The sequence below is a fragment of the Massilia sp. Masssp94 genome (assembly GCF_059491305.1).
Map to the genome: position 1 here is coordinate 6,556,379 of NZ_CP168501.1, position 21,757 is coordinate 6,578,135.

The 21,757-nt window shown below is 66.5% G+C and carries 23 protein-coding genes; 12 read left to right on the forward strand and 11 right to left on the reverse strand.

Annotated elements, in window-relative coordinates:
- Positions 1–66: 66 nt before the first annotated feature.
- Positions 67–258 carry a hypothetical protein gene (locus ACEN9G_RS28795; protein ID WP_413340816.1) on the reverse strand — a complete coding sequence of 64 codons (192 nt, stop codon included), beginning with the start codon at positions 256–258 and terminating at the stop codon, positions 67–69.
- Here ACEN9G_RS28795 and ACEN9G_RS28800 point away from each other — a divergent pair.
- Positions 257–2,467, forward strand: coding sequence for a hypothetical protein (locus ACEN9G_RS28800; RefSeq protein WP_413340814.1), 2,211 nt, complete (start codon positions 257–259; stop codon positions 2,465–2,467). The genes ACEN9G_RS28795 and ACEN9G_RS28800 overlap by 2 nt on opposite strands.
- Positions 2,468–2,554: 87 nt before the next feature.
- Here ACEN9G_RS28800 and ACEN9G_RS28805 read toward each other — a convergent pair whose 3' ends face one another.
- Together ACEN9G_RS28805 and ACEN9G_RS28810 are read right to left on the reverse strand one after the other, a co-directional pair.
- The gene (locus ACEN9G_RS28805; protein ID WP_413340812.1) at positions 2,555–3,508 is read right to left on the reverse strand and encodes a sensor domain-containing diguanylate cyclase; all 954 of its coding nucleotides are present in this window, start codon (positions 3,506–3,508) and stop codon (positions 2,555–2,557) included.
- A 134-nt stretch (positions 3,509–3,642) separates the two neighbouring features.
- A complete protein-coding gene (locus ACEN9G_RS28810; protein WP_483127378.1) occupies positions 3,643–4,128 on the reverse strand; it encodes a hypothetical protein in 486 nt (161 codons plus the stop codon).
- A gap of 198 nt (positions 4,129–4,326) precedes the next feature.
- Here ACEN9G_RS28810 and queE point away from each other — a divergent pair, with 198 nt between their 5' ends.
- The 8 genes from queE to nadC all read left to right on the forward strand — a co-directional run bounded on the left by queE (position 4,327) and on the right by nadC (position 11,509).
- The gene (gene queE, locus ACEN9G_RS28815; RefSeq protein ID WP_413340808.1) at positions 4,327–4,962 is read left to right on the forward strand and encodes a 7-carboxy-7-deazaguanine synthase; all 636 of its coding nucleotides are present in this window, start codon (positions 4,327–4,329) and stop codon (positions 4,960–4,962) included.
- Positions 4,963–4,968: 6 nt separating this feature from the next.
- Entirely contained in the window at positions 4,969–5,415 is a 447-nt protein-coding gene (gene queD / locus ACEN9G_RS28820; protein ID WP_413340806.1) for a 6-carboxytetrahydropterin synthase QueD, read from the forward strand.
- Positions 5,408–5,884: a tRNA adenosine(34) deaminase TadA gene (gene tadA / locus ACEN9G_RS28825; protein WP_413340804.1), complete on the forward strand. Its 477-nt coding sequence runs from the start codon at positions 5,408–5,410 to the stop codon at positions 5,882–5,884. Before queD ends, tadA begins: the two co-directional genes overlap by 8 nt.
- An 87-nt stretch (positions 5,885–5,971) precedes the next feature.
- Positions 5,972–6,898: an alpha/beta fold hydrolase gene (locus ACEN9G_RS28830; RefSeq protein ID WP_483127379.1), complete on the forward strand. Its 927-nt coding sequence runs from the start codon at positions 5,972–5,974 to the stop codon at positions 6,896–6,898.
- Entirely contained in the window at positions 6,895–7,812 is a 918-nt protein-coding gene (gene ldcA, locus ACEN9G_RS28835; protein WP_413341496.1) for a muramoyltetrapeptide carboxypeptidase, read from the forward strand. Before ACEN9G_RS28830 ends, ldcA begins: the two co-directional genes overlap by 4 nt.
- A 64-nt stretch (positions 7,813–7,876) precedes the next feature.
- Complete coding sequence (locus ACEN9G_RS28840) at positions 7,877–9,478, forward strand: ABC-F family ATPase (RefSeq protein ID WP_105377246.1); 1,602 nt, start codon at positions 7,877–7,879, stop codon at positions 9,476–9,478.
- A gap of 16 nt (positions 9,479–9,494) precedes the next feature.
- Positions 9,495–10,637, forward strand: coding sequence for a quinolinate synthase NadA (gene nadA, locus ACEN9G_RS28845; protein WP_413341493.1), 1,143 nt, complete (start codon positions 9,495–9,497; stop codon positions 10,635–10,637).
- Positions 10,634–11,509: a carboxylating nicotinate-nucleotide diphosphorylase gene (gene nadC / locus ACEN9G_RS28850; RefSeq protein WP_413341491.1), complete on the forward strand. Its 876-nt coding sequence runs from the start codon at positions 10,634–10,636 to the stop codon at positions 11,507–11,509. The genes nadA and nadC overlap by 4 nt, the downstream gene beginning before the upstream one ends.
- 46 nt (positions 11,510–11,555) lie before the next feature.
- Here the strand turns inward: nadC and ACEN9G_RS28855 are convergent, their stop codons facing one another.
- The 5 genes from ACEN9G_RS28855 to ACEN9G_RS28875 form a co-directional block, all read right to left on the reverse strand.
- A complete protein-coding gene (locus ACEN9G_RS28855) occupies positions 11,556–12,587 on the reverse strand; it encodes an alpha/beta fold hydrolase (protein WP_413341489.1) in 1,032 nt (343 codons plus the stop codon).
- A complete protein-coding gene (locus ACEN9G_RS28860) occupies positions 12,584–13,486 on the reverse strand; it encodes an NAD-dependent protein deacetylase (protein ID WP_413341487.1) in 903 nt (300 codons plus the stop codon). Before ACEN9G_RS28860 ends, ACEN9G_RS28855 begins: the two co-directional genes overlap by 4 nt.
- Before the next feature lie 68 nt (positions 13,487–13,554).
- Positions 13,555–14,463, reverse strand: coding sequence for a DMT family transporter (locus tag ACEN9G_RS28865; protein WP_413341485.1), 909 nt, complete (start codon positions 14,461–14,463; stop codon positions 13,555–13,557).
- Between the two features lie 9 nt (positions 14,464–14,472).
- Positions 14,473–16,098: an L-aspartate oxidase gene (gene nadB / locus ACEN9G_RS28870; protein WP_495605492.1), complete on the reverse strand. Its 1,626-nt coding sequence runs from the start codon at positions 16,096–16,098 to the stop codon at positions 14,473–14,475.
- Positions 16,099–16,176: 78 nt separating this feature from the next.
- Positions 16,177–17,364: a glycosyltransferase gene (locus tag ACEN9G_RS28875; protein WP_483127380.1), complete on the reverse strand. Its 1,188-nt coding sequence runs from the start codon at positions 17,362–17,364 to the stop codon at positions 16,177–16,179.
- A 161-nt stretch (positions 17,365–17,525) separates the two neighbouring features.
- Between ACEN9G_RS28875 and ACEN9G_RS28880 the strand changes: the two genes are divergently transcribed.
- The 3 genes from ACEN9G_RS28880 (at position 17,526) to ACEN9G_RS28890 (ending at position 19,987) form a co-directional block, all read left to right on the forward strand.
- Positions 17,526–18,023, forward strand: a complete 498-nt coding sequence (locus tag ACEN9G_RS28880; RefSeq protein ID WP_413344557.1) for a pyridoxamine 5'-phosphate oxidase family protein — start codon at positions 17,526–17,528, stop codon at positions 18,021–18,023.
- 93 nt (positions 18,024–18,116) lie between these two features.
- A complete protein-coding gene (gene pnuC / locus ACEN9G_RS28885) occupies positions 18,117–18,701 on the forward strand; it encodes a nicotinamide riboside transporter PnuC (protein WP_413344559.1) in 585 nt (194 codons plus the stop codon).
- Positions 18,698–19,987 carry a Xaa-Pro dipeptidase gene (locus ACEN9G_RS28890; protein WP_413344561.1) on the forward strand — a complete coding sequence of 430 codons (1,290 nt, stop codon included), beginning with the start codon at positions 18,698–18,700 and terminating at the stop codon, positions 19,985–19,987. Before pnuC ends, ACEN9G_RS28890 begins: the two co-directional genes overlap by 4 nt.
- 93 nt (positions 19,988–20,080) lie before the next feature.
- On the opposite strand, the gene ACEN9G_RS28895 is transcribed toward ACEN9G_RS28890, so the two are convergent.
- The 3 genes from ACEN9G_RS28895 to ACEN9G_RS28905 all read right to left on the reverse strand — a co-directional run bounded on the left by ACEN9G_RS28895 (position 20,081) and on the right by ACEN9G_RS28905 (position 21,665).
- On the reverse strand, positions 20,081–20,428 hold the full coding sequence (locus ACEN9G_RS28895; RefSeq protein WP_056132680.1) for a hypothetical protein: 348 nt from the start codon (positions 20,426–20,428) through the stop codon (positions 20,081–20,083).
- An 87-nt stretch (positions 20,429–20,515) separates the two neighbouring features.
- Positions 20,516–20,794 carry a hypothetical protein gene (locus tag ACEN9G_RS28900; RefSeq protein WP_413345723.1) on the reverse strand — a complete coding sequence of 93 codons (279 nt, stop codon included), beginning with the start codon at positions 20,792–20,794 and terminating at the stop codon, positions 20,516–20,518.
- 70 nt (positions 20,795–20,864) lie between these two features.
- On the reverse strand, positions 20,865–21,665 hold the full coding sequence (locus ACEN9G_RS28905; protein WP_413345725.1) for an SDR family NAD(P)-dependent oxidoreductase: 801 nt from the start codon (positions 21,663–21,665) through the stop codon (positions 20,865–20,867).
- Between the last annotated feature and the right edge of the window lie 92 nt (positions 21,666–21,757).

Here is a 21,757-nt window from a genome sequence, read left to right on the forward strand (position 1 = left end):
GTCGGTGCGCGTGCTCACTGAACCCATGGATAACATGGACGAAACGCGGGCCACACGGCCCGTTTTTCATGGGTGCGATACGCATGAGTTGTAGCCGGTCAATGGTGCGCGCAACGCGGCCGCTTTGGAGTAGTCTCGACAAGGAACCGGCGTGAGGAGCTCCACGCGGAAAACGTCGTGCTCGGAGGCGAGCAGGTCGGCGTGGCGCGCTTCGCGGAAGCCGGTGTCTTCTTCACCAATACAGCGGAGGAACATCATGCGACACACCCTGGTAGCAGTCTTCGACAACCGAAGCGACGCACAAAGCGCCCTGGACGAATTGCTGGCGTCGGGCTTCCCGCGCACCGATGCGAGCCTCTCGAGCGCCGACCCCACCGGCCAGTCGAACAGCGTCACCGGCGACAACGAGTTGCTGGAGGGCGAACGCGAGGAAGGCTTCGGCGCCTCGATCAAGCACTTCTTCACGGGCCTGTTCGGATCCGACACGAACGAACACGCGATGAAGTACTCGTACGCCGTCACGCGCGGCCATCACGTCCTGACCCTGACGGCGGACTCCGAGCCGGAAGTCGAACGCGCCGCCGACATCATCGAGCGCTTCGGCCCCGTCGACATCGACGAGCACCACGACCAGTGGACGCGCGAGCCGGGCAGCGCGGGCGTCCCCGGAGGCGCGGCGTCCGGGATGCGGCAATCGGGCAGCATGTCCGCGCAGTCGGGCAGCCCCGGATCGGGTTCCGCCTCGTCCGGCTCGTACCAGGGCACGCCCCCGGGCACGGAACCGGGATCGCTGCAGTTCACGGGCCACGACGACCGCAACTTCTTCGCCACGCAGAACATCAACGATCCGGTCCCGAAAGGGCAGACCTACGAGGAGCCGCTGGGCGCCTCGGAGCAGTCGGGCGGATCGATGGACAGCGCCATCGGCGGCAACACGCTGAGCGGCACCCAGAGCTCGGCGCAGAACCCGGCCACCTCCTCGTCGCTGCAGTCGGCGCAGGGCGGTTCGCTGAACCAGAGCGGCGCCACGCTGCAGGGCACCGCATCGATTCCCGGCTCGGACGACACGTCGCTGGGCGGCACGGCCCGCGTCGGCAGCTCCATGCAGCGCGATACGGGAGGCTCCGTCTCGCGCGGGAACGTGCGCGTGTTCTCGCATGACGGCGGCATGAGCGATACGTACGACGATACCTACCGCAACCACTGGAACGACAATTACTCGAGCCTGGGCGGCAGCTACGACGACTATGCACCCGCATACCGCTACGGCAGCGACATGCGGCGCGACGCGACTTACCGCAACCGCGCGTGGGACGACGTCGAATCCGACCTGCGCACCGACTGGGAAGCGCGCCATCCGGGCGAGTCGACGTGGGAGAAATTCAAGGCGGCCGTCCGCCATGGCTGGGACAGGATCACCCCGGACCTGAACACGGACGACTGGTACCACTCGGACTGGCACGACAATTATTCGAGCCTGGGCGGCGGCTACGCCGACTACGAGCCGGCCTACCGCTACGGCACCGAGATGCGTTCGAGCGCCAGATACCGCGACCGCTCATGGGACGAGGTGGAGTCGGACCTGCGCAGCGACTGGGAATCGCGTCATCCGGGCGAGTCCACGTGGGAGAAATTCAAGGCCGCCGTGCGCCGCGGCTGGGACAAGATCACCCCGGACATCGATAACGACAGCTATTACCGCAGCCACTGGAACGCGAAGTACTCCAACGCGGACGACAACTACGACGACTACCTGCCTGCCTACCGCTACGGCAACGAAGCGCGCCGCCTGCAGAAATACCGCAGCCGCCACTGGGACGACGTGCAGTCCGACCTGAAATCCGACTGGGACTCGCGCTACACGACGGGCGGGTCGACGTGGGAGAAGTTCAAGGACGCCGTGCGCCATGGCTGGGACAAGATCACCCCGGACATGGACGACGACTCGACCTATTACCATACGCACTACGAGTCGACCTACGCCGCCAGCGGCACGGACTTCAACGACGTCGCGCCGGCCTACCGCTACGGCAACGAGATGCGCAGCAGCGGCACCTATCGCGACCGCGACTGGGACGACGTCGAGCACGACCTCAAGCAGGACTGGCACAGCAGGTACGGCACGGACAACGAACCGTCCGCGTGGGAACGCATCAAGGCGGCCGTCCGCCACGGCTGGGAAAGCATGACGGGCGAGACGACGTCCACGGACGACGACAGCCACTACCGCACGCACTGGACCAACACGTACAAGCCGGGCGGCACGAGCTATGACGACCTGGCGCCGGCCTATCGCTACGGCGCCGAGATGCGCAATGACGTCCGCTATCGCAACCGCGACTGGTCGGACGTCGAGAACGACCTGCGGGCCGACTGGGATACGCGCTACGGCAAGGATGGCGCGTCGACCTGGGAGAAGATGAAGGCCGCGGTGCGGCACGGATGGGATAGGGCGACCATCGGCTGACCGTCGCCCCCCCGCGGAGGCGGGGGCCCATACCGAGTTGAACGAGACACTCGGCAGGGATTCCCGCTTGCGCGGGAGCGACGTGGTTTATGCCAGTTCGGTGAGGGGCAAGCTGATCCGGTTCCGTCCCATATGCTTGGCCCGGTACAGCGCCGCATCGGCAATGGCGACCAGTTCGCTGGCGCTGTTGTCGGGCGTGGCGATCGCGGTGGCCGCGCCGATCGACACGGTCACGTGCTGTGCCGGCGCCAGGCGGTTGGGGACTTGCAATTGTTCGACGCGGGCGCGGATGCGTTCGGCGACGGTCGCCGCGCCCTTCAGTGACTGGTTCGGCAGGATCACGGCGAATTCCTCGCCGCCATAGCGCGCCACGAGGTCGTTGGCGCGCATTTCGCTGGCGACGGCCGTGGCGATCCGTTTCAGGCATTCGTCGCCGCCCAGGTGGCCGTTCGCGTCGTTATACGCCTTAAAATTGTCCACATCCACCATCAGCAGCGACAGCGGCTGGCGCTGGCGCAGCGCGCGCGCCCATTCGGCGTGCAGCGTCTCGTCGAAGCAGCGGCGGTTGGCCAGGCCCGTGAGGCCGTCGCGCGTGGCAAGTTGTTCGAGCGCGATCTGGGCCAGCTTTTCATCCGTCATGTCGCGCAGCGTCTCCACGACGGCGGCCAGCCGGCCGCGTTCGTCGTAGATCGGGCTCGCGTCCGCAGCGAGGTAGCGCCGGCGGCCCATGCGCGGCATGTCGCACCAGCTTTCCGCGGACAGGTGCGGATCCTCGGGCAGGCCGATGCGGGGCTGGTGCGTTTCGCCGGCGCGTTCTTCGATCAGGAGGTCGGCGAGGGTGGGGCGGCGCTCTTCGAAAAAGCTGCGCCAGTGGTCGCGCGTGCCGATGATGTCGCGCGCGGGCACGCCCGTCAGCCGCTCGCAGGCGCGGTTCCACAGCATCACGCGGGACGTCGTGTCGAGGACGAAAATGGGAATGGCCAGCGTCTCCATCAACTGGTGGGCGAAAGCGCGATCGGCCGGCGCGCCCGAGGCATCCATGAGCCGCTGTATTGTTGTTGTGCTTGTCATGTACCGTCCTTCGGTTCTGATTAGCAATTACTTGCTGGCGAGAACCGATTGTGCGCTACAGACAATGGCGCCCCCTTGATTTTCAGCAAGGGTGGACGGGGCTGTTATCCCGGCTCGTCGGCGTGGGTGACGATCGCCTGGGCGACCCGGTCGACCCGGGTGCACAATAAATCGATGCGCGACGCGAGGAGCGGATCTTCCAGCGCGTACTGGCGGCGCACCTGCAGCAGCTCGGTCTGGATGGCCACCAGTTGCGCGAGCGGGTCGAGGTTGCCGCGGCGGCCGTCCGTGCCACCCGTCAGCCGCCCCAGCAACATATCGGACTCGGCCAGCGCCTGGTCGGCCTGGCTGCGGGCCTTCTGCTCCCGGCACAGCGCGGCTTCGAGGCGCGCGATCTGGTCCTCGCTGTGCATGCGCCGGAACAGCACGGCGAACAGCACGGACAACACGACGAGCACCAGCACACCCAGTTGCAGCCGCTCTGGCACCGCGAGCATGCGGGCGTGTTCCGACATGCCGAACCACGCGGTGAGCAACAGCAGGGCCCCGAGCGTGACACGCAGCGACTGAAGCAGCAGGGTTTTCATCACGATCCCTCCGGCGAGGACTAGGACGACTCGATTAGGAACTTTCCGTATCAAAAGGTACGACTTTCCGAATGGCACGTTTTTGCTTGCCATCAATTTTGCCGTCTTTACAGCGCCGGGCGTGGGAAGTGCGCCTCTTCTGCCACCCGGCCCGGGCGCGGTATAATGGAAGGTTGACGCGAGCCTTACCGGACTTTTACTGTGACTTACAGCATCAAAGAGATCTTCTACACCCTGCAGGGCGAGGGCGCCCATGCGGGCCGCCCGGCCGTGTTCTGCCGCTTTTCGGGTTGTAACCTGTGGACGGGCCGCGAGGCGGACCGTTCCACGGCCGTCTGCCAGTTCTGCGACACGGATTTCGTTGGCACCGACGGCGAACGGGGCGGCAAATTCAAGGATGCCGCCAGCCTCGCCGCGGAAATCAATGGGTTGTGGCCGGAGACCTATCCGGCCAGCAAATACGTCGTCTTCACGGGCGGCGAGCCACTGCTGCAGCTGGACGCGGCCCTGATCGACGCGATGCACGCCGTCGGCTTCACCATCGCCATCGAGACGAACGGCACCTTGCCCGTGCCGCCGGGCGTGGACTGGACCTGCGTGAGCCCGAAGATGGGCTCGACACTGGTGGTTGCAAAGGGCAACGAGCTCAAGGTCGTCATTCCGCAGACGGGCCAGGACCTGGCCGCGTACGAACACCTGGATTTCGACAACTTCTTCGTGCAGCCGATGGACGGCCCGCTGGGCCAGTTCAACACGCAACTGGCCATCGACACCTGCCGCCGCAACCCGAAGTGGAAGCTCAGCCTCCAGACCCATAAACTCCTGAACATCCCCTGAGCACACATGCTGACCATTACCCGCAAGCTGGAATTCGACGCCGGCCACCGCATCCCCGACCATAAAAGCCAGTGCCGCAACCTGCACGGCCACCGCTACACGCTGGAAATCACGCTGACGGGTGCCGTCATCGACGTCGAAGGCAACTCCGACAACGGCATGATCATGGATTTCTCGGACATCAAGGCACTCGCGAAAGAGCACCTCGTCGACGTCTGGGACCACGCCTTCCTCGTGTACGAGAAGGACGAGTCCGTGCGCGGCTTCCTCGCCAGCCTGCCGAACCATAAAACCGTCGTAATCGACCGCATCCCGACCGTGGAAAACCTCGCGCAGGTGGCATGGAACATCCTGAAGGCGGCCTACACCGACCGCTACGGCACCGGCCTGCGCCTGCAGAAGCTCGTGCTGCACGAGACGCCGAACTGCTGGGCCGAAATCACGGATGCCTGAAGCGGACGACAATACGTACATGGGCCTGGCCCTGCAGGAGGCCCGCAAGGCCTGGGCGGCGGGCGAGGTGCCCGTGGGCGCCGTCGTCGTGCGCGACGGCGCGATCATCGCCACCGGCTTCAACCAGCCGATCGGCCGCCACGACCCGACCGCGCACGCCGAAATCGTCGCCCTGCGCGCGGCGGCGGACAAGCTCGGCAACTACCGGCTGCCGGGTTGCGAGCTGTACGTGACGCTCGAACCCTGCGCAATGTGCTCGGGCGCGATGATGCACGCGCGCCTGGCCCGCGTCGTGTATGCGGCGCCCGATCCCAAGACGGGCGTGTGCGGCTCGATCCTCGACCTGTTCGCGCTGGAGCAGTTGAATCACCACACGGACGTCGTCGGCGGCGTGCTGGCCGACGAAGCGAGCGCCATGCTCAAGGGGTTCTTCGCCGAGCGGCGTGCCGCCCGGCGCACGCAAGGCTGACACCACCCGTTTGCCAAAAATGATATGCTGGTCCCAGGCCTTCGCTGCTTCCCGGTAGCGGAGGATTTCACGACCCAGCTATCGACAATGCCTAGCCTGAACGCCAACGGGATCCGCATCGCCTTCGACACGGCGGGCGATCCGAAATCCGTACCCCTGCTGCTGGTTTCGGGCCTCGGCCTGCAATTGACGGCCTGGCCGGACGAATTCGTCGAAGGCCTCGTCGAGCTGGGCTTTTACGTGATCCGTTTCGATAATCGCGACAGCGGCCTGTCCACCAAATTCGAACACGCCGGCACGCCGAGCCTCGGGCTCGCCTGGCTGAAGTCGCTGCTGCGCATCCCGCTCAAACCGCCGTATCGCCTGGAAGACATGGCCGACGATGCGATCGGCGTGCTGTCCGCGCTGGGCGTCGCCCGCGCCCACGTCGTCGGCATGTCGATGGGCGGCATGGTCGGACAGCTGATGGCGGCCAAGTACCCGTCGCGCGTGCTCAGCCTCACGTCGATCATGTCCAGCAGCGGCCGCCGCGGCCTGCCGGGCCCGACGCAAGTGGCCCGCCGCGCGCTGCTGCGCCGTCCGCGGGGCGCCGGCGACATCGACACGGCGATCGAGTACAACGTGCAGCTGCTGCAAGCGATCGGCAGCCCGGCGTACCCGACGCCGGAAAAACACCTGCGCCGCCGCGTCGCCCGCGCGCTGCGCCGCAACTGCTGCCCGGGCGGCGTCGTGCGCCAGATGCTGGCCGTGACGGCCTGCGGCGACCGCACGCCGCAGCTGCAGACGATCGTGGCGCCGACGCTCGTGATCCACGGCGCGGCCGATCCGCTCGTACCGCTCGCGTGCGGCGTCGACACGGCGCAGGCGATTCCCGGCGCCCGCCTCGAAGTCATCGAGGGCATGGGACACGACCTGCCGCCCCAGCTGCTGGAGCGGCTCCTCGCCTTGATCGACGCCCATGCGCACGGTAAGATGGCGCCCGACTCGACACCAAGGCTCTTCGTCAAACAGTGACCATCCAACAACCGGGCATTGCCCTCATCGCGCCGGGCAGCTACGCGCCCGAGCCGGAAGCGATCCCGCGCGGCATCGCGCGCCTCGAAGCCCAGGGCATCCTGGTCCACAATTACTACAAGCACGAAGAGCGCCACCAGCGCTTCGGGGCCACGGACGCGGAACGCCTCGCCCAGCTGGAAGCGGCGGCCGCCGACCCGGACGTGCAGGTCGTCATGGCCATCCGCGGCGCCTACGGCATGACGCGCCTGCTGCCGCACATCGACTTCGAACGCATGGCCGCCAGCGGCAAGATCTTCGTCGGGTACTCCGACGTCACGGCATTCCACATGGCGCTGTATGCGAAGACGGGCGCCATCAGCTACGCCGGGCCCATGTTCACGGCCGACGTGGGCACGGCCGAGCCGAACGAATTCACGCTGAACGATTTCTGGCATTGCCTGGCCGGTCCCACGCACACGATCTCCGGCCACGGCGCGGTGAACCCGCGCCTCGACGCGACGGGCATCGTCTGGGGCGGCAACCTGGCGATGATCATGTCGCTGATGGGCACGCCGTACTTCCCGCGCATCGACGGCGGCATCCTGTTCCTGGAAGACATCGCGGAGCACCCGTTCCGCGTGGAGCGCATGCTGCTGCAGCTGATGCAAGCCGGCGTGCTGGACAAGCAGCGCGCCATCGTGCTGGGCGATTTCTCCGGCTACCGGCTCGGCGCGAACGACAACGGCTACAACTTCGACGAAATGCTGGCGTATGTCCGCGCGACCTTGCCCGTGCCGGTGCTGACGGGGCTGGAATTCGGCCACATCGCCCGTCACGTGACGATTCCGTTCGGGGCGCACGGGCATTTGCAGTGCGACGGCGGGCAGTGGTCGCTGACCATGTCGGGTTACCCGACACTCAAGACCGGCTGACGCAACGCCCTTCCCACAGTGGTAAAATGTGCGGTTAATTGAATCACCACGCGAAGGTTTCCCAGTGCTCAGTACAGCCAACATCACGATGCAGTTCGGCGCCAAGCCGCTGTTCGAAAATATTTCCGTCAAGTTCGGCGACGGCAACCGTTATGGCCTCATCGGCGCCAACGGCTGCGGCAAGTCGACCTTCATGAAGATCCTCGGTGGCGACCTCGAGCCGTCCGCCGGCAACGTCAGCCTCGACCCGCACGAGCGCCTCGGCAAGCTCCGCCAGGACCAGTTCGCCTACGAAGACGTGCGCGTCCTCGACGTCGTCATGATGGGCCACACGGAACTGTGGGAAGCCATCCGCGAACGCGACGCCATCTACGCGAATCCGGAAGCGACCGACGAGGACTACATGAAAGCGGCCGAGCTCGAAGGCAAGGTCGCCGAATACGACGGCTACTCGGCCGAAGCGCGCGCCGGCGAACTGCTGCTGGGCCTGGGCATCGCCACCGACCTGCACCAGGGCCCGATGAGCGCCGTGGCGCCGGGCTGGAAGCTGCGCGTGCTGCTGGCGCAGGCCCTGTTCTCGGATCCGGACATCCTGCTGCTCGACGAACCGACCAACAACCTGGACATCCACACCATCAGCTGGCTGGCCGACATGTTGAACCAGCGGAACTCGACGATGATCATCATCTCGCACGACCGCCACTTCCTGAACTCGGTGTGCACGCACGTCGCCGACATGGACTACGGCACGCTGAAGGTCTATCCGGGTAACTACGACGACTACATGGAAGCGTCGACGCAGGCCCGCAACCAGCAGCTGGCCAACAACGCGAAGGCGAAAGAGAAGGTCGCCGAGCTGCAGGACTTCGTGCGCCGCTTCTCCGCGAACAAGTCCAAGGCCCGCCAGGCCACGTCGCGCGCCAAGATGATCGACAAGATCAAGATCGAGGAATTCAAGCCGTCCTCGCGCGCCTATCCGTTCGTCCGCTTCGAAGGCGAGAAGAAACTGCACCGCCTGGCCGTCGAGACGGAAGGCCTGTCGAAATCGTACGACCGCCAGCTGTTCAAGAATTTCTCGATCATGGTCGAGGCCGGCGAGCGCATCGCGATCATCGGCGCCAACGGCGCCGGCAAGACCACGTTGCTGCGTTGCATCGGCAGCGCCCCGATCACGGGTCTCGACGCCGACACCGGCCGCGTGAAGTGGGCCGAGAATGCGAATCCGGGCTACATGCCGCAGGATCCGACGGAAGAATTCGCCACCGACCTGAACCTGACCGACTGGATGGGCAAGTGGACGAAGGAAGGCGACGACGACCAGGCCGTGCGCTCGATCCTGGGCCGCCTGCTGTTCGGCGGCGACGAGGTCAAGAAGTCCGTGCGCGTGCTGTCCGGCGGCGAGAAGGGCCGCATGATGTACGGCAAGCTGATGCTGGGCCGCCACAACGTGCTGCTGCTCGACGAGCCGACGAACCACATGGACATGGAATCGATCGAGTCGCTGAACATCGCGCTGGATAAATACGCAGGCACCCTCATCTTCGTGTCGCACGACCGCGAGTTCGTGTCGTCGCTGGCGACCCGTATCCTGGAGATCAAGGAAGACCGCATCATCGACTTCCAGGGCAATTACGAGGATTACCTCAAGAGCCAGGGTCTCGACTGATTGGAGCTTGTATCCCATGAATACCATTGCCCCCGTTAAAGTATTTGAATACGACCGGCCGGTTGGCGGCGTGTGCTCCACCGCCGAGGCCTGGGCCCGTACCCCGTCGCCGCTCGAAGTCGAACAAAAGACCGCGCTGAAGGACCGCATCCGCCGCCTGCTGAAGGAGCGCGAAGCCGTCCTGGTCGCGCACTACTACGTCGATGCCGACCTGCAAGACCTTGCCGAGGAAACGGGCGGGTGCGTGTCGGACTCTCTGGAAATGGCGCGCTTCGGCCGCGATCATCCCGCCAGGACGCTCGTCGTGGCGGGCGTGCGCTTCATGGGCGAGACGGCGAAGATCCTGAGCCCGGAAAAGACGATCCTGATGCCGGACCTGGACGCGACCTGCTCGCTGGACCTGGGCTGCCCGGCCGACGAGTTCGCCGCGTTCTGCGACCAGCATCCGGACCGCACGGTCGTCGTCTACGCCAACACGTCCGCCGCCGTGAAGGCGCGTGCGGACTGGATGGTGACCTCGTCGATCGGCCTGGACATCGTCAAGCACCTGCACGACCAGGGCAAGAAGATCCTGTGGGCGCCGGACCGCCACCTGGGCTCGTACATCCAGCAGCAGACGGGTGCCGACATGCTGCTGTGGCAGGGTTCCTGCCTCGTGCACGACGAGTTCAAGGGCATCGAACTGGACCTGCTGCGCGCGGAGTACCCGCACGCGAAAGTCCTCGTGCACCCGGAATCGCCGGCCAACGTCGTCGCCCAGGCGGACGTCGTCGGCTCGACCACGCAGCTGATCAACGCGGCGCAGACGATGGATGCGACGCACTTCATCGTCGCCACCGACAACGGCATCCTGCACAAGATGCGCATGGCGGCGCCGGGCAAGACCTTGATCGAAGCCCCGACGGCGGGCAACAGCGCCACCTGCAAGAGCTGCGCGCACTGCCCGTGGATGGCGATGAACGGCCTGCAGAACCTGGCCGACGTGCTGCAAGCCTCTGACAGTAAAAACGAAATCTTCGTCGATCCGGAAATCGGCAAGCAGGCCAAGCGCGCCATCGACCGCATGCTCGACTTCGCCGCCGCCAAGAAAGCGAAGGCACTGCCGACCGGCGCGCTGGAGCAGGAAGCCAACCTCTTCAAAGGAATCGGTCCCGCATGAGCAATCTCCGCAACCCTTACGCCGACGAAGGCCAGTTCGACGACAAGCTGCAGGCCGCATTCGAACAGAACCTGCTGGCCGCGCTGCTGGAAGACGTCGGCAGCGGCGACCTGACCGGCAAGCTCGTGCCGGAAGCACCCCGCGCGAAAGCGCGCGTGATCGTGCGCGAGCAGGCCGTCCTGTGCGGCGCGCCGTGGTTCGAAGGCGTCATGCGCGCCGTCGACCAGGACATCGAGATCGACTGGAAATATGCCGAGGGCGATGTGATGGCGGCCGACAGCGTCGTCTGCATGATCGAAGGCTCGCCACGCTCGCTGCTGACGGCGGAGCGCTCGGCGCTGAACTTCCTGCAACTGCTGTCCGGCGTCGCGTCGGCCACGCGCACCTATGTCGACGTCATCGCCGGCACCAGGGCGCAGATCCTCGACACGCGCAAGACGCTGCCGGGGCTGCGCCAGGCGCAGAAGTACGCCGTGCGCGTGGGCGGCGGCGCGAACCAGCGCATGGCGCTGTACGACGGCATCCTGATCAAGGAAAACCACATCGCGGCCGCGGGCGGCATCACGCCGGCGCTGCAGGCGGCGACCGCGCTGAACGCGGGCGTGTCGATCCAGATCGAGGTGGAGTCGATCGCCGAACTGGAAGAAGCGCTTGCGGCTGGCGCAACGTCGGTCCTCCTCGATAATTTTGACCTGGACATGATGTGCGAAGCGGTGCGCATCAACGAGGGACGGGCGTTGCTGGAAGCGTCCGGCGGCATCAATATGCAGACCGTACGTGCGATCGCCGAGACCGGGGTCGACCGGATTTCGATCGGCGGCCTGACCAAGGACGTCAAGGCGACGGACTACTCGCTGCGCATTATTGGCTGAGAGCCCCACGACCGTCGTTCCCGCCTGCGCGGTAACGACGGTGTTTTTACGTCCCGCTCTCGCTGGCCCTCGCCAACGCCTCCGCCTGCGGATTCCTCCGATACACGGACTCCCCAACGCGCCCCGCGATCTCGTCGACCGCGGCCAGCACCTTCTCCGGGTGCGCATAGTGCGTCATGTGCCCGACGCCGGGCTGCAGCTGCAGCTCGCTGTCCGGCAGGCGCTCGTCCAGCCGCTCCGAGTTGTGGCCGAAGTCGACGATCTTGTCCTTCGTGCCGGCCATCACCACCACGGGCACCTTCAGCTCCGGATAACGCCTGGCCAGCGCCACGGCCGACGGCACCATCAGCGCCGTCTCCGCCGCGCTGGCGCGCAGCTGGCTCGGACGCAGCAGCATCCATACGGGCAGGTCGCGGAAACGGGCGTCGACCGGCTGCGGCGAGAACACGCGCTTCGTCAGCGGACGCCACAGCATGCGCGTGACGAGCGGCGAGATCGTGTACCGCATCAAATCGCCCACGATCGGGATCGCGGGTCCGGACAGCAGCGGCACGTCCGCGCGCAGGCTCGGGTAGTAATAACCCGACAGCAGCACGAGACCGCGCACGAAGTCCGGCACTTCCAGCGCCATCGACAGCGCGACGAGCGTGCCCCACGAGTGGCCCAGCACGATGGCCGAATCGACGCCGATCTCCTGCAGCGCGTGATGGAGCAACCGCGCCTGGGCTTGCGGCGTCCACACCTTGCTGCGCGGCCGCTCGCTGTAGCCGAAGCCGGGGCGGTCGAACGCGATCACGCGGTAGTGCTCGGCCGCCTTGTCCATCAGGCCGCTCGTCTGGAAATCGCTGGCCAGCACGCCGTTCCCGTGCAGCAGGACCAGCGCGGGGCCGCTGCCCCGTTCCACGTAATGCAGGCGCACGCCGTCGACCTTGACGAAGCGGCCCTGCGGCGGATTCTCCGCCTCCGCCTGTTTCGTTTTCGAACGCACATAGAAATAAGAGGCCGCGAGGCCGAGACCGGCCAGCAATGCGCCGGCCTGCCAGGGTTTGACACCAGTGCTGCTTAACGTTTTCGTCACAGTATTCCCCCGTCGAGTGGTATGGATGGCGTGTCTCGCTCCGTCTGCTCCGAACCTTTGATGAGCATGTCCAGCGCGAGCGGGAGCACCCGCTCGGCCGATTCTTCGATCTTGATGTCGAGGAGGTCGTCGGCGCGCGTGCGGCCGAGGTTGATGGCGGCGATCGGCTTGCCGGCGGCCCGCGCCATGCGGCAGAACCGGAAGCCGGAATAGACCATCAGCGACGAGCCGACGACCAGCAGCGCGTCCGCCCGTTCCATCTGTTCCAGTGCGATGGCCGTGCGTGCCGGCGGGACGTTATCGCCGAAGAAGACCACGTTGGGCATCAAGATCCCGCCGCAGCACGTACAGTACGGCAGCCGGAAGCTGGCGAGTTCCGTCGGTTCGACGGACGCATCGCCATCCGGCAGCGGCGTCGCATTGGCACCCGCCATGTGCGGATTGAAATCTTCCAGCTGCCCCTGCACGAAGGCGCGCGGGAAGATCGCCGAGCATTCGAGGCACACGACCGTATGGATATTGCCGTGCAATTCCAGCACGCCGTGCGATCCGGCCTGGCCGTGCAGGCCATCGACGTTCTGCGTCAGCACGGAACCGATCCTGCCGATCCGCTCCAGCCCCGCGATCGCGGCATGACCCCGATTCGGCCGGGCCTGCGCGAGCACGGGCCAGCCGATCATGCTGCGCGCCCAATAGCGCCGCTGCACGGCTTCGGATTTGCGGAAATCCGGGCCGTGGATCGGGGGTTTGCCGCGGCGGGTGCCATCGCGGTCGCGGTAATCGGGAATGCCGGATGCCGTCGACAACCCCGCGCCCGTCAGTACGAGCGCGCGCGGGTGGCGGTCGAGGAATGCGGCGATCCGCGCCGCGTGGTCGTGGACGGTGAATGCTTCAGCCATCTTGATGTGCTCCTTCCGCCGGGATCGTAACATCTCCGATGCCCGCACAGAAACACGTTACGGCTGCTTCAACGTTTGGCGGACACGACGATCCCGCCGACGATCAGCAGGAACGCGAGCACGTGGTAGGCATGGGGCAGCTCGCCCAGGAAGGCGGACGACAGCAGCGCCGTGAACAGCGGCGTCAGGTTGACGAAGAAGGCACCGATGCCCGGCCCGGCACGGCGGATGCCCGCGCCCCACATGGCGAACGCGAGCACGGCCGGGCACACGGCCACGAACAGCAGCGCCGCCACGACGGGCCAGCTCCACGCGATGGCTGCCGCGCCCAGCGACCACTCGACGCCGGCAAAACCGGCCGACCACAACAGCCCGAACGCCACCTGCGCGCCGAGGAACGCGGCCCAGTCGGCGCGCAAGGCCGGCTCGTCCCGCGGCTGCAGCAGCATCCAGCTGTAGAACGACCACGCGATGGTCGCGAGGATCATGTACAGGTCGCCCGCGACGAGGCGCAGCGCAAGCAGCTGGCCGACGTCACCACGGCACAGCACGACAAGCACGCCGACGATCGACAGCAATGCGCCGATCACCTGGCGCGTCCGTACGGCCACGCCATAGAACAGCCGCCCGACGAGCATCATCCACACGGGCATGCCCGAGGCGACGAGGGTGACGTTGATGGGCGTGGAGCTTTGCAGCGCGAGATACTGCAGGGAGTTGTACATGCCGATGCCCAGCAGCCCCAGCAGCGCATAGCGGTGCCAACGGGTGCGAATCGCGTCCAGCACGCCGGCCTGGCGCAACGTCGCCCACCCGAGCGGCAGCAGGACGGCCAGCGCGATGACCCAACGCAGCAGGTTCAGCGTCATCGGCGGCACGGCCGCGCGCACGAGCCGTCCCACGATGGCGTTACCCGCCCACAGCAGGGGCGGGACGGTCAGCAGCAGGACGGTCGACGGCGTAAGCTTCTGAATCATCTACCCGAATTAGCGGCGGCGCGGCGTCAGCACGCTGGGCAATGCCTTCGGCAGCGTATCCGGATAGTCGCGCGAGAAATGCAGGCCGCGGCTTTCGTGGCGCGACAGCGCGCTGCGCACGATCAGGTGCGCCACCTCGACGAGGTTGCGCAGCTCCAGCAGGTCGTTGGTGACGCGGAAGTTGCGGTAGTACTCGTCGATCTCTTCCTTCAACAGCTTGATGCGGTGCTGCGCGCGTTCCAGGCGCTTGGTCGTGCGCACGATGCCGACGTAGTTCCACATGAAGCGGCGCAGCTCGTCCCAGTTGTGGGCGATGACCACTTCCTCGTCCGCATTGGTGACGCGGCTTTCGTCCCACGCGGGCAGCGCGGGCACGTCGACCGACGGCGCCGCGGCGATCTGGTGGGCGCACGCGCGGCCGACGACGAGGCATTCCAGCAGCGAATTGCTGGCCAGGCGGTTGGCGCCGTGCAGGCCCGTGTAGGCAGTCTCGCCGACGGCGTACAGGCCCGGGATGTCGGTGCGGCCGGACAAATCGGTCACGACGCCGCCGCACGTGAAGTGGACGGCCGGCACGACGGGAATCGGTTCCTTCGTGATATCGATGCCCAGCTCCAGGCAGCGCGCGTAAATCGTCGGGAAGTGTTCCTTGATGAATTCCGGGCTCTTGTGCGTGATGTCCAGGTGGACGTAGTCGATGCCGCGCTTCTTCATCTCGAAGTCGATGGCGCGGGCGACGACGTCGCGCGGCGCCAGTTCCCCGCGGTCGTCGTGCGCGGGCATGAAGCGCGTGCCGGCCGCGGGTCCCGCCTCGGGCGGCAGCTTCAGCAATCCGCCTTCGCCGCGCACCGCTTCCGTGATCAGGAACGATTTCGCGAACGGGTGGTACAGGCAGGTCGGGTGGAACTGGATGAACTCCATGTTCGACACGCGGCAGCCGGCGCGCCAGGCCATCGCGATGCCGTCGCCCGTCGCGGTGTCGGGGTTCGTCGTGTACAGGTAGACCTTGCCGGCGCCTCCGGTGGCGAGCACGGTGTGCTCCGCCTCGAACGTCTGCACCCTGCCGCTCTGTTCGTCCTGCACGTACAGGCCATGGCAGCGCGGCTGGCCGACGAGGGCCGGTCCGGCATGCACGCCGTCCGGCTGCAGTTTATCGGACGTGATCACGTCGATCGCGCAGTGATGCTCGAACAGGGTGATGTTCGGGTGCGCGCGCACTTTCTGTTCCAGCGTCACCTGCACGGCGTGGCCGGTGGCGTCCGCGGCGTGGATGATGCGGCGCTGGCTGTGACCGCCCTCGCGGGTCAGGTGGAAGCCGAGTTCCGCTGTCTCGTCGCGGGTAAACGGCACGCCTTGCTCGATCAGCCATTCGATCGCCTCGCGCCCGTGCTCGACGATGTAGCGGGTGGCCGCTTCGTCGCACAGGCCGGCGCCGGCGACGAGGGTGTCGGCGATATGCTGGTCGTGGCTGTCGCCCGAGTCCAGCACGGCGGCGATGCCGCCCTGCGCCCAGTTGCTGGCACCGTCGAGGAGCTCGCGCTTGGAGATGATGGCGACCTTGCGGGTTTGCGCCAGATGAAGGGCAACCGACAGGCCGGCGAGGCCGCTGCCGACGATGGCTACGTCAAATTTCATCGCACTCTCTTGGTTTTGCTTTTGTAAAGAGGCATCACTATAGACGATTTGGCGCGGGCATGTGGAAGATGCCGCTGTTCAGCATCCCCCGCGGACGCTCCCCGGCGCGTCGCCGCCCGTGAGGGCATCGTAGACGGCAAGGACATCGCGGGCCATCGCCGGCATGCTGTGGCGCGCGATCACCTGGCTGCGCGCGCGGGCGCCGTGGCGGGCCGCCATGTCCGGGATCCTGCAGTAATCGGCGATCGCCGCCGCCAGCAATTCCGTCGACATCGGCGGCACGAGGATGCCCGTAAAGCCCGGGTGGACGAGCTCAGTATTGCCGCCGACGGCCGTCGCGACGACCGGCAACCCCGTCGCCATCGCCTGCAGGATCGCGCCCGACCGGTCCTCCGCACGCGCCGGCAGCACGAACAGGTCCATCGCCCGCAGCAGCTGCGCCACGTCGGCGCGGGCGCCCGGCAGCCAGGCACGCGCCGCCGCGCCGGCCCGGTGCAGCAGCGCCTGGCATTCGGCGCGCTCGGACCCGTCGCCGACGAGCAGCAGCTTCAACCGCTGGTGCGCCGGATGCGGCGACGCGATCAGGCGCAGGAATGCCTCGACGAGGGTCGTGTGGTTGCCGGCGGCATCCATGCGGCCGACGCTCCCGACGACGAATGCCCCATCGTGCATGAAACCGGGCGGGCCGACGGCGGCGGACGGCCCCAGCCGCGGATGGAATTGCACGCTGTCGACGCCGCTCGCGATCTGCGACACGCGCGCCGGTTCCGCGCCCACGGATTCGACGAGCCATTCCTCGAGGTCGCTGCTGGCCGCGATGTAATGGTCGACGAGCGGACACAGCAGCCGGCGCAGCAGCCGGGTACCGACGCCCCGTCCGGCATCCGCCGCGCCGCGTCCGTGTTCCGCATGCACGCGCAGCTTGACCCCGGCCAGCGCCGCGACCACCTGGGCGGGCAGCCCGGCGCCGTCACGAGTGTGGATGAGGTCGGGCCGCAGCGCGCGCAACACGCCGAACATACGCACGTAGTGCAGGGGATCGGACCCGGACCGCTTGTGCAGGTTGACGACCTGGACGCCGTGCTCGCGGACGTCGGCGTGATGGCCGAAGCGGTCGTGCATGCAGACGATGGCGTGGCGATAGCGCTCGGGCGGCAGGTAGCGGATCAGGTTCAGCAGGCTGGTCTCGGTGAGGGCGGCATCGAGCGCGTCGACCACGTGGACGACGAGACGCGGCCGCTCGTCCGGCTCGAAGAGGGAACCCATGCATCACCCGAAAATGAGACGAGATGGCAGATTATATTGCGCTGCAACGTGGCATTTTTTCTGCTTGCGGGCACTGTTGACCGGCCTCAAAGGTTCGCCGCCGCACCGAACCACAGGTGGGCGCGCGCTACGATGGGGCTCCATCCGTACAAGGAACCACCATGAGCTCACACGACAGCAAAGACATCGCCGACCTGAAATCGAGGATCAAGGAAGTCCGCTTTCCCATGTTCACATGGCAGGACGAACACGGCCACCTGCTGAGCCAGCCGATGACACAGGAAGAGGTCGACGACGCGGGCGGCGTCTGGTTCTTCACGTCCACGCAGACCGCGCTGTGGGATTGCATCGCGCACCGGCCGCAAGTGAACCTGTCGTTCGCGAAGCCGGAAGACAGCCTGTTCGTGTCGGTCAGCGGCCTGGCCGAGCGCGTCGTCGACCGCGAACGCATCCGCGCGATGTGGAACGCGGGCGTGCAGGCGTGGTTCCCGGCCGGTCCGGACGACGAGCACGCCGTGCTGATCCGCGTCGAGCCGCACTCCGCCGAATACTGGGACTCGCACGACAGCAAGATGGTGCGCCTGTTCGCCTACGCGAAAGCGGCCGTGACCGGCACCCGGCCGGACGTGGATGCCGAACACCGCACACTGAAGCTATAACATTCCTCTCTTGCAATAATCGGAGTGGCTGGCGTACAGTACACGCTTCTTTGAAGGAGCGTGCATGGATAGGGACGGGCAGGGCCGGACGCGATGATCGCGCCGCTCGAACTGGCGGCGAACGGATTTGTCGCGGTGTCCATCCTGCTGGCCGGACGCAACAACGTCCACACGTGGTGGACCGGCATCGTCGGCTGCACGCTGTTCGGCGCGCTGTTCGCCCAGAACCGCCTGTATGCCGACGTCGCCCTGCAGGCGTTCTTCGTCGCCACCAGCGTCGTCGGCTGGTGGAAATGGGTGCGCGGCGACCATGGCGACCCGCTGCCGATCACGCACGCCGGCGCTGCCAACCTCTTGTGGACCGTGCCGGTGGGCATCGCCGCCACGGCCGGCTACGGGGCGTTGCTGCACTTCACGACCAGCGCGTACGCGCCTTTCCTCGATTCCGCCGTCCTCGTCTTTTCCGTCATCGGCCAGGTGCTCATGATGCAGCGCCGCGTCGAGAATTGGGCGTTCTGGCTGCTGGTGAACTCCATCGCCGCACCGCTCTACCTGAGCCGCGACCTCGTCCTGACGGCCGTGCTGTATGGCGGCTTCTGGGTCAATGCCATCGTTTCCTGGCGCAGCTGGTACCGACTGGCTGCGCAACCTCTTTTATCCGAGAGCCCAATCCCATGAACAAGACACCGCTCGCGGCCGCGCTGGCCATCCTTACCTTCACGTTGTCGGCTACCGCCGCCGACCAGGTCGTCGCCATCCGCGCCGGCAAACTGGTCGACGTCGTCGGTGGCAAGGTACTGCCGGACCAGACTATCCTCGTCAGCGGCGAACGCATCACGGCCGTCGGACCCAGCGCGAGCACGACCGTGCCGGCGGGCGCCCAGGTGATCGATTTGTCGCGCGAGACCGTGCTCCCGGGCCTGATCGACGCCCACGTGCACCTGACCGGCGACCCGAACCTGCACGGCTACCGGTCACTGGGCGTGTCCGACATCCGCGCCGCCATGTACGGCGCGTACGCGGCGCGGCGCACGCTGGAAGCCGGCTTCACGACGGTGCGCAACGTGGGCGCGAGCGGCTTCGGCGACGTGGCGCTGCGCGACGCCATCAACGACGGCGAGCTGCCCGGTCCGCGCATGCGCGTGGCCGGCTACGCCATCGGCATCCAGGGCGGCCACTGCGACAACAACCTGCTGCCGCACGATTTCCATTTCACGGAGAACGGCGTGGCCGACGGTCCGTGGGCGGCACGCGCCAAGGTGCGCGAGATGGCGAAGTTCGGCGCCGACACGATCAAGATCTGCGCCTCCGGCGGCGTGCTGTCGAAAGGCGACGAGGCGGGCGCCCAGCAACTGACGCTGGAAGAGATGAAGGCAATCGTCGAGGAAGCCCATAAACTGGGCCGCCGCGTGGCCGCGCATGCGCATGGCGCGAGCAGCATCCGCGACGCGATCCTGGCCGGCGTCGACTCGGTCGAGCATGCGAGCCTGATCGACGACGAGGGCATCCGCCTCGCGCGAGAAAAAGGCACGTATCTCGTGATGGACATCTATAACGACGACTTCATCCTGCAGGAAGGCGCCAGGGCCGGGATGCTGCCGGAGTCGCTGGAGAAGGAGCGCATGGTCGGTCAACTGCAGCGCGATAACTTCCGCAAGGCGTTCAAGGCAGGCGACAAGATGGCGTTCGGCACCGACGCCGGCGTCTATCCCCACGGCGACAATGCCCGCCAGTTCTTTTACATGGTCAAGTACGGCATGACGCCCATGCAGGCGCTCCAGGCCGCGACAATCAATGGCGCCGACCTGCTGGGCTGGAAGGATCGCGTGGGGTCGATCACGCCGGGCAAGTATGCGGACATCGTGGCGGTCAGCGGGGATCCGCTGGCGGATCCGGCCGCGCTGACGCGCGTGGACTTCGTCATGAAGGGTGGCGCCGTCATCCGGAGCGATACGCGAAAATAGACGTCACCTATCCACGGCCAACATCCACGACCAGCCATCGCACTGGACATGGACTGCGCCCAGATCTGCCGCATGGCCGGCGCCGCCCGCGGGTCAGTCGCGGCGGGGCGGCGCCAGGTCGTCTTCGCTCTGGTTACCGCCCGTTTCGGGCGCGCCGAGACCCGTCGAACCGGGGCTGGCCTGGCGGCTGCGCGTGTCCTGGTAGCCGCGGTTGATGGCTGTCGCGGCCGTGCCTTCGCCTTCCGCCGGCTCGTCCGGCTGCCCCTGGCGGTTGCCGGCCTCGCCGGACTGGCTGCTGCCGCGCGCCAGCGGCGCTTCCTCTTCCGGACGCGGCTGGGTGCCGCTGCCGCCCGTCTCGGCCATCGTCTCGTGCGTGAGGGTGCTGCCTTCTTCGCCGCTGGTCGGGTTGCCGACGCCGATCGTCGTCGATTTCGCGTTCATGTCGCCTCCTGAAGTGTCAATTGATGAGCGATTGTCGCCGCGCGCACGCCGCCCGTCTGTCGGCAGGCATGGCGTGCGCGTGTAGGATCAGACCGGAATCTCGGACGTGCCGCCGCCCACGCTGCCGAACTCCTGCAATTGTTCGATCGTCAGCCGGCGCTCGTTGAGCGCGGCCAGGATCGCTTGTAACTGGTCGGGATCGGGCTGGATGTAGACGATGCGCTGCTCGACCTCATCTTCCCAGCAGCGCGTGTAGGGTACGTCGGTCTCGGCCATGATCTTCGCGTCGAAGCTGCCGTCGCGCAATTCGCCGAACAGGGTGACGCGGGTCGTGTCGGGCGTCGTGTTCTTTACCGTGATGCTCATGCATGCTCCTTTCGGTGTGCTGGTCGTCACGGTCATTGTCCCGTAGGCGCGGGCGGGCTGCAAACGCGGTTCAAGCGTGCGCGGCGGCCAGGTAGCGCGAGGCCGGCTTGCCGCTCATCGCGCCCTGCATCAGCCTGGCGGCGGCTTCCTCGAAATTCTTCCACAGTTGCGCATCCTCGACGGACGGGAAGGTCACCTGCTCGCCCAGGTCGAGGCCAGCAAGGGCCGCGTCCACGCAATCCTCGGCCGTCATCACGATGCGCGGGTCCATCGCATTCAGCCGGTCTTCTTCCCAGATCTCGGTGGCAGTCACGGACGGCGCCACCAGTTGCACGCGGACGTTCGTGCCTTGGACCTCGTTCTGGAGGGCGCGCGTCAGGTTCGCGACATGGCCCTTGCCGGCGCTGTAGAACGTGCTCGTCGGCAGGAAGCCGAATCCGAGGATCGAGGCAATGTTCACGAGCGTACCGTGATTGCGCGCCAAAAATTGCGGCAGGGCGGCAAGACTCAGGCGGTTGACCGCGTCCACGTTGATCGCTTGCTGCCAGGCGACATCGGCCGGATTCAAGGTCGTCGTCGCACCGGACACCGACACGCCCGCGTTATTCACGAGCATGGTGATGCTGGCATCGTCACGGATCAGGTCGGCCAGGCGCTCCACGTCGTTGCTGCGGCTGAGGTCGGCAACGAAGGGACGGACCTGCACGCCATATTCGGTGGCCAGCGTCTCGGCCAGTTCAGCGAGCTTGTCGCCGCGGCGGGCGACGAGGACGAGGTCGTAGCCGCGCCGCGCCAGGCGGTCCGCGTAAATCCTGCCCAGGCCTGCGGATGCGCCGGTGACGATGGCCGTGCCTTGCTGTGCTTTGCTCATGATGTACTCCTCGATGGTGGGGTTGAAAGCAAACATGATGAACGTCATGTTTGGATGGACGAAGCATGATGGATATAATATTTGAAGTCAAC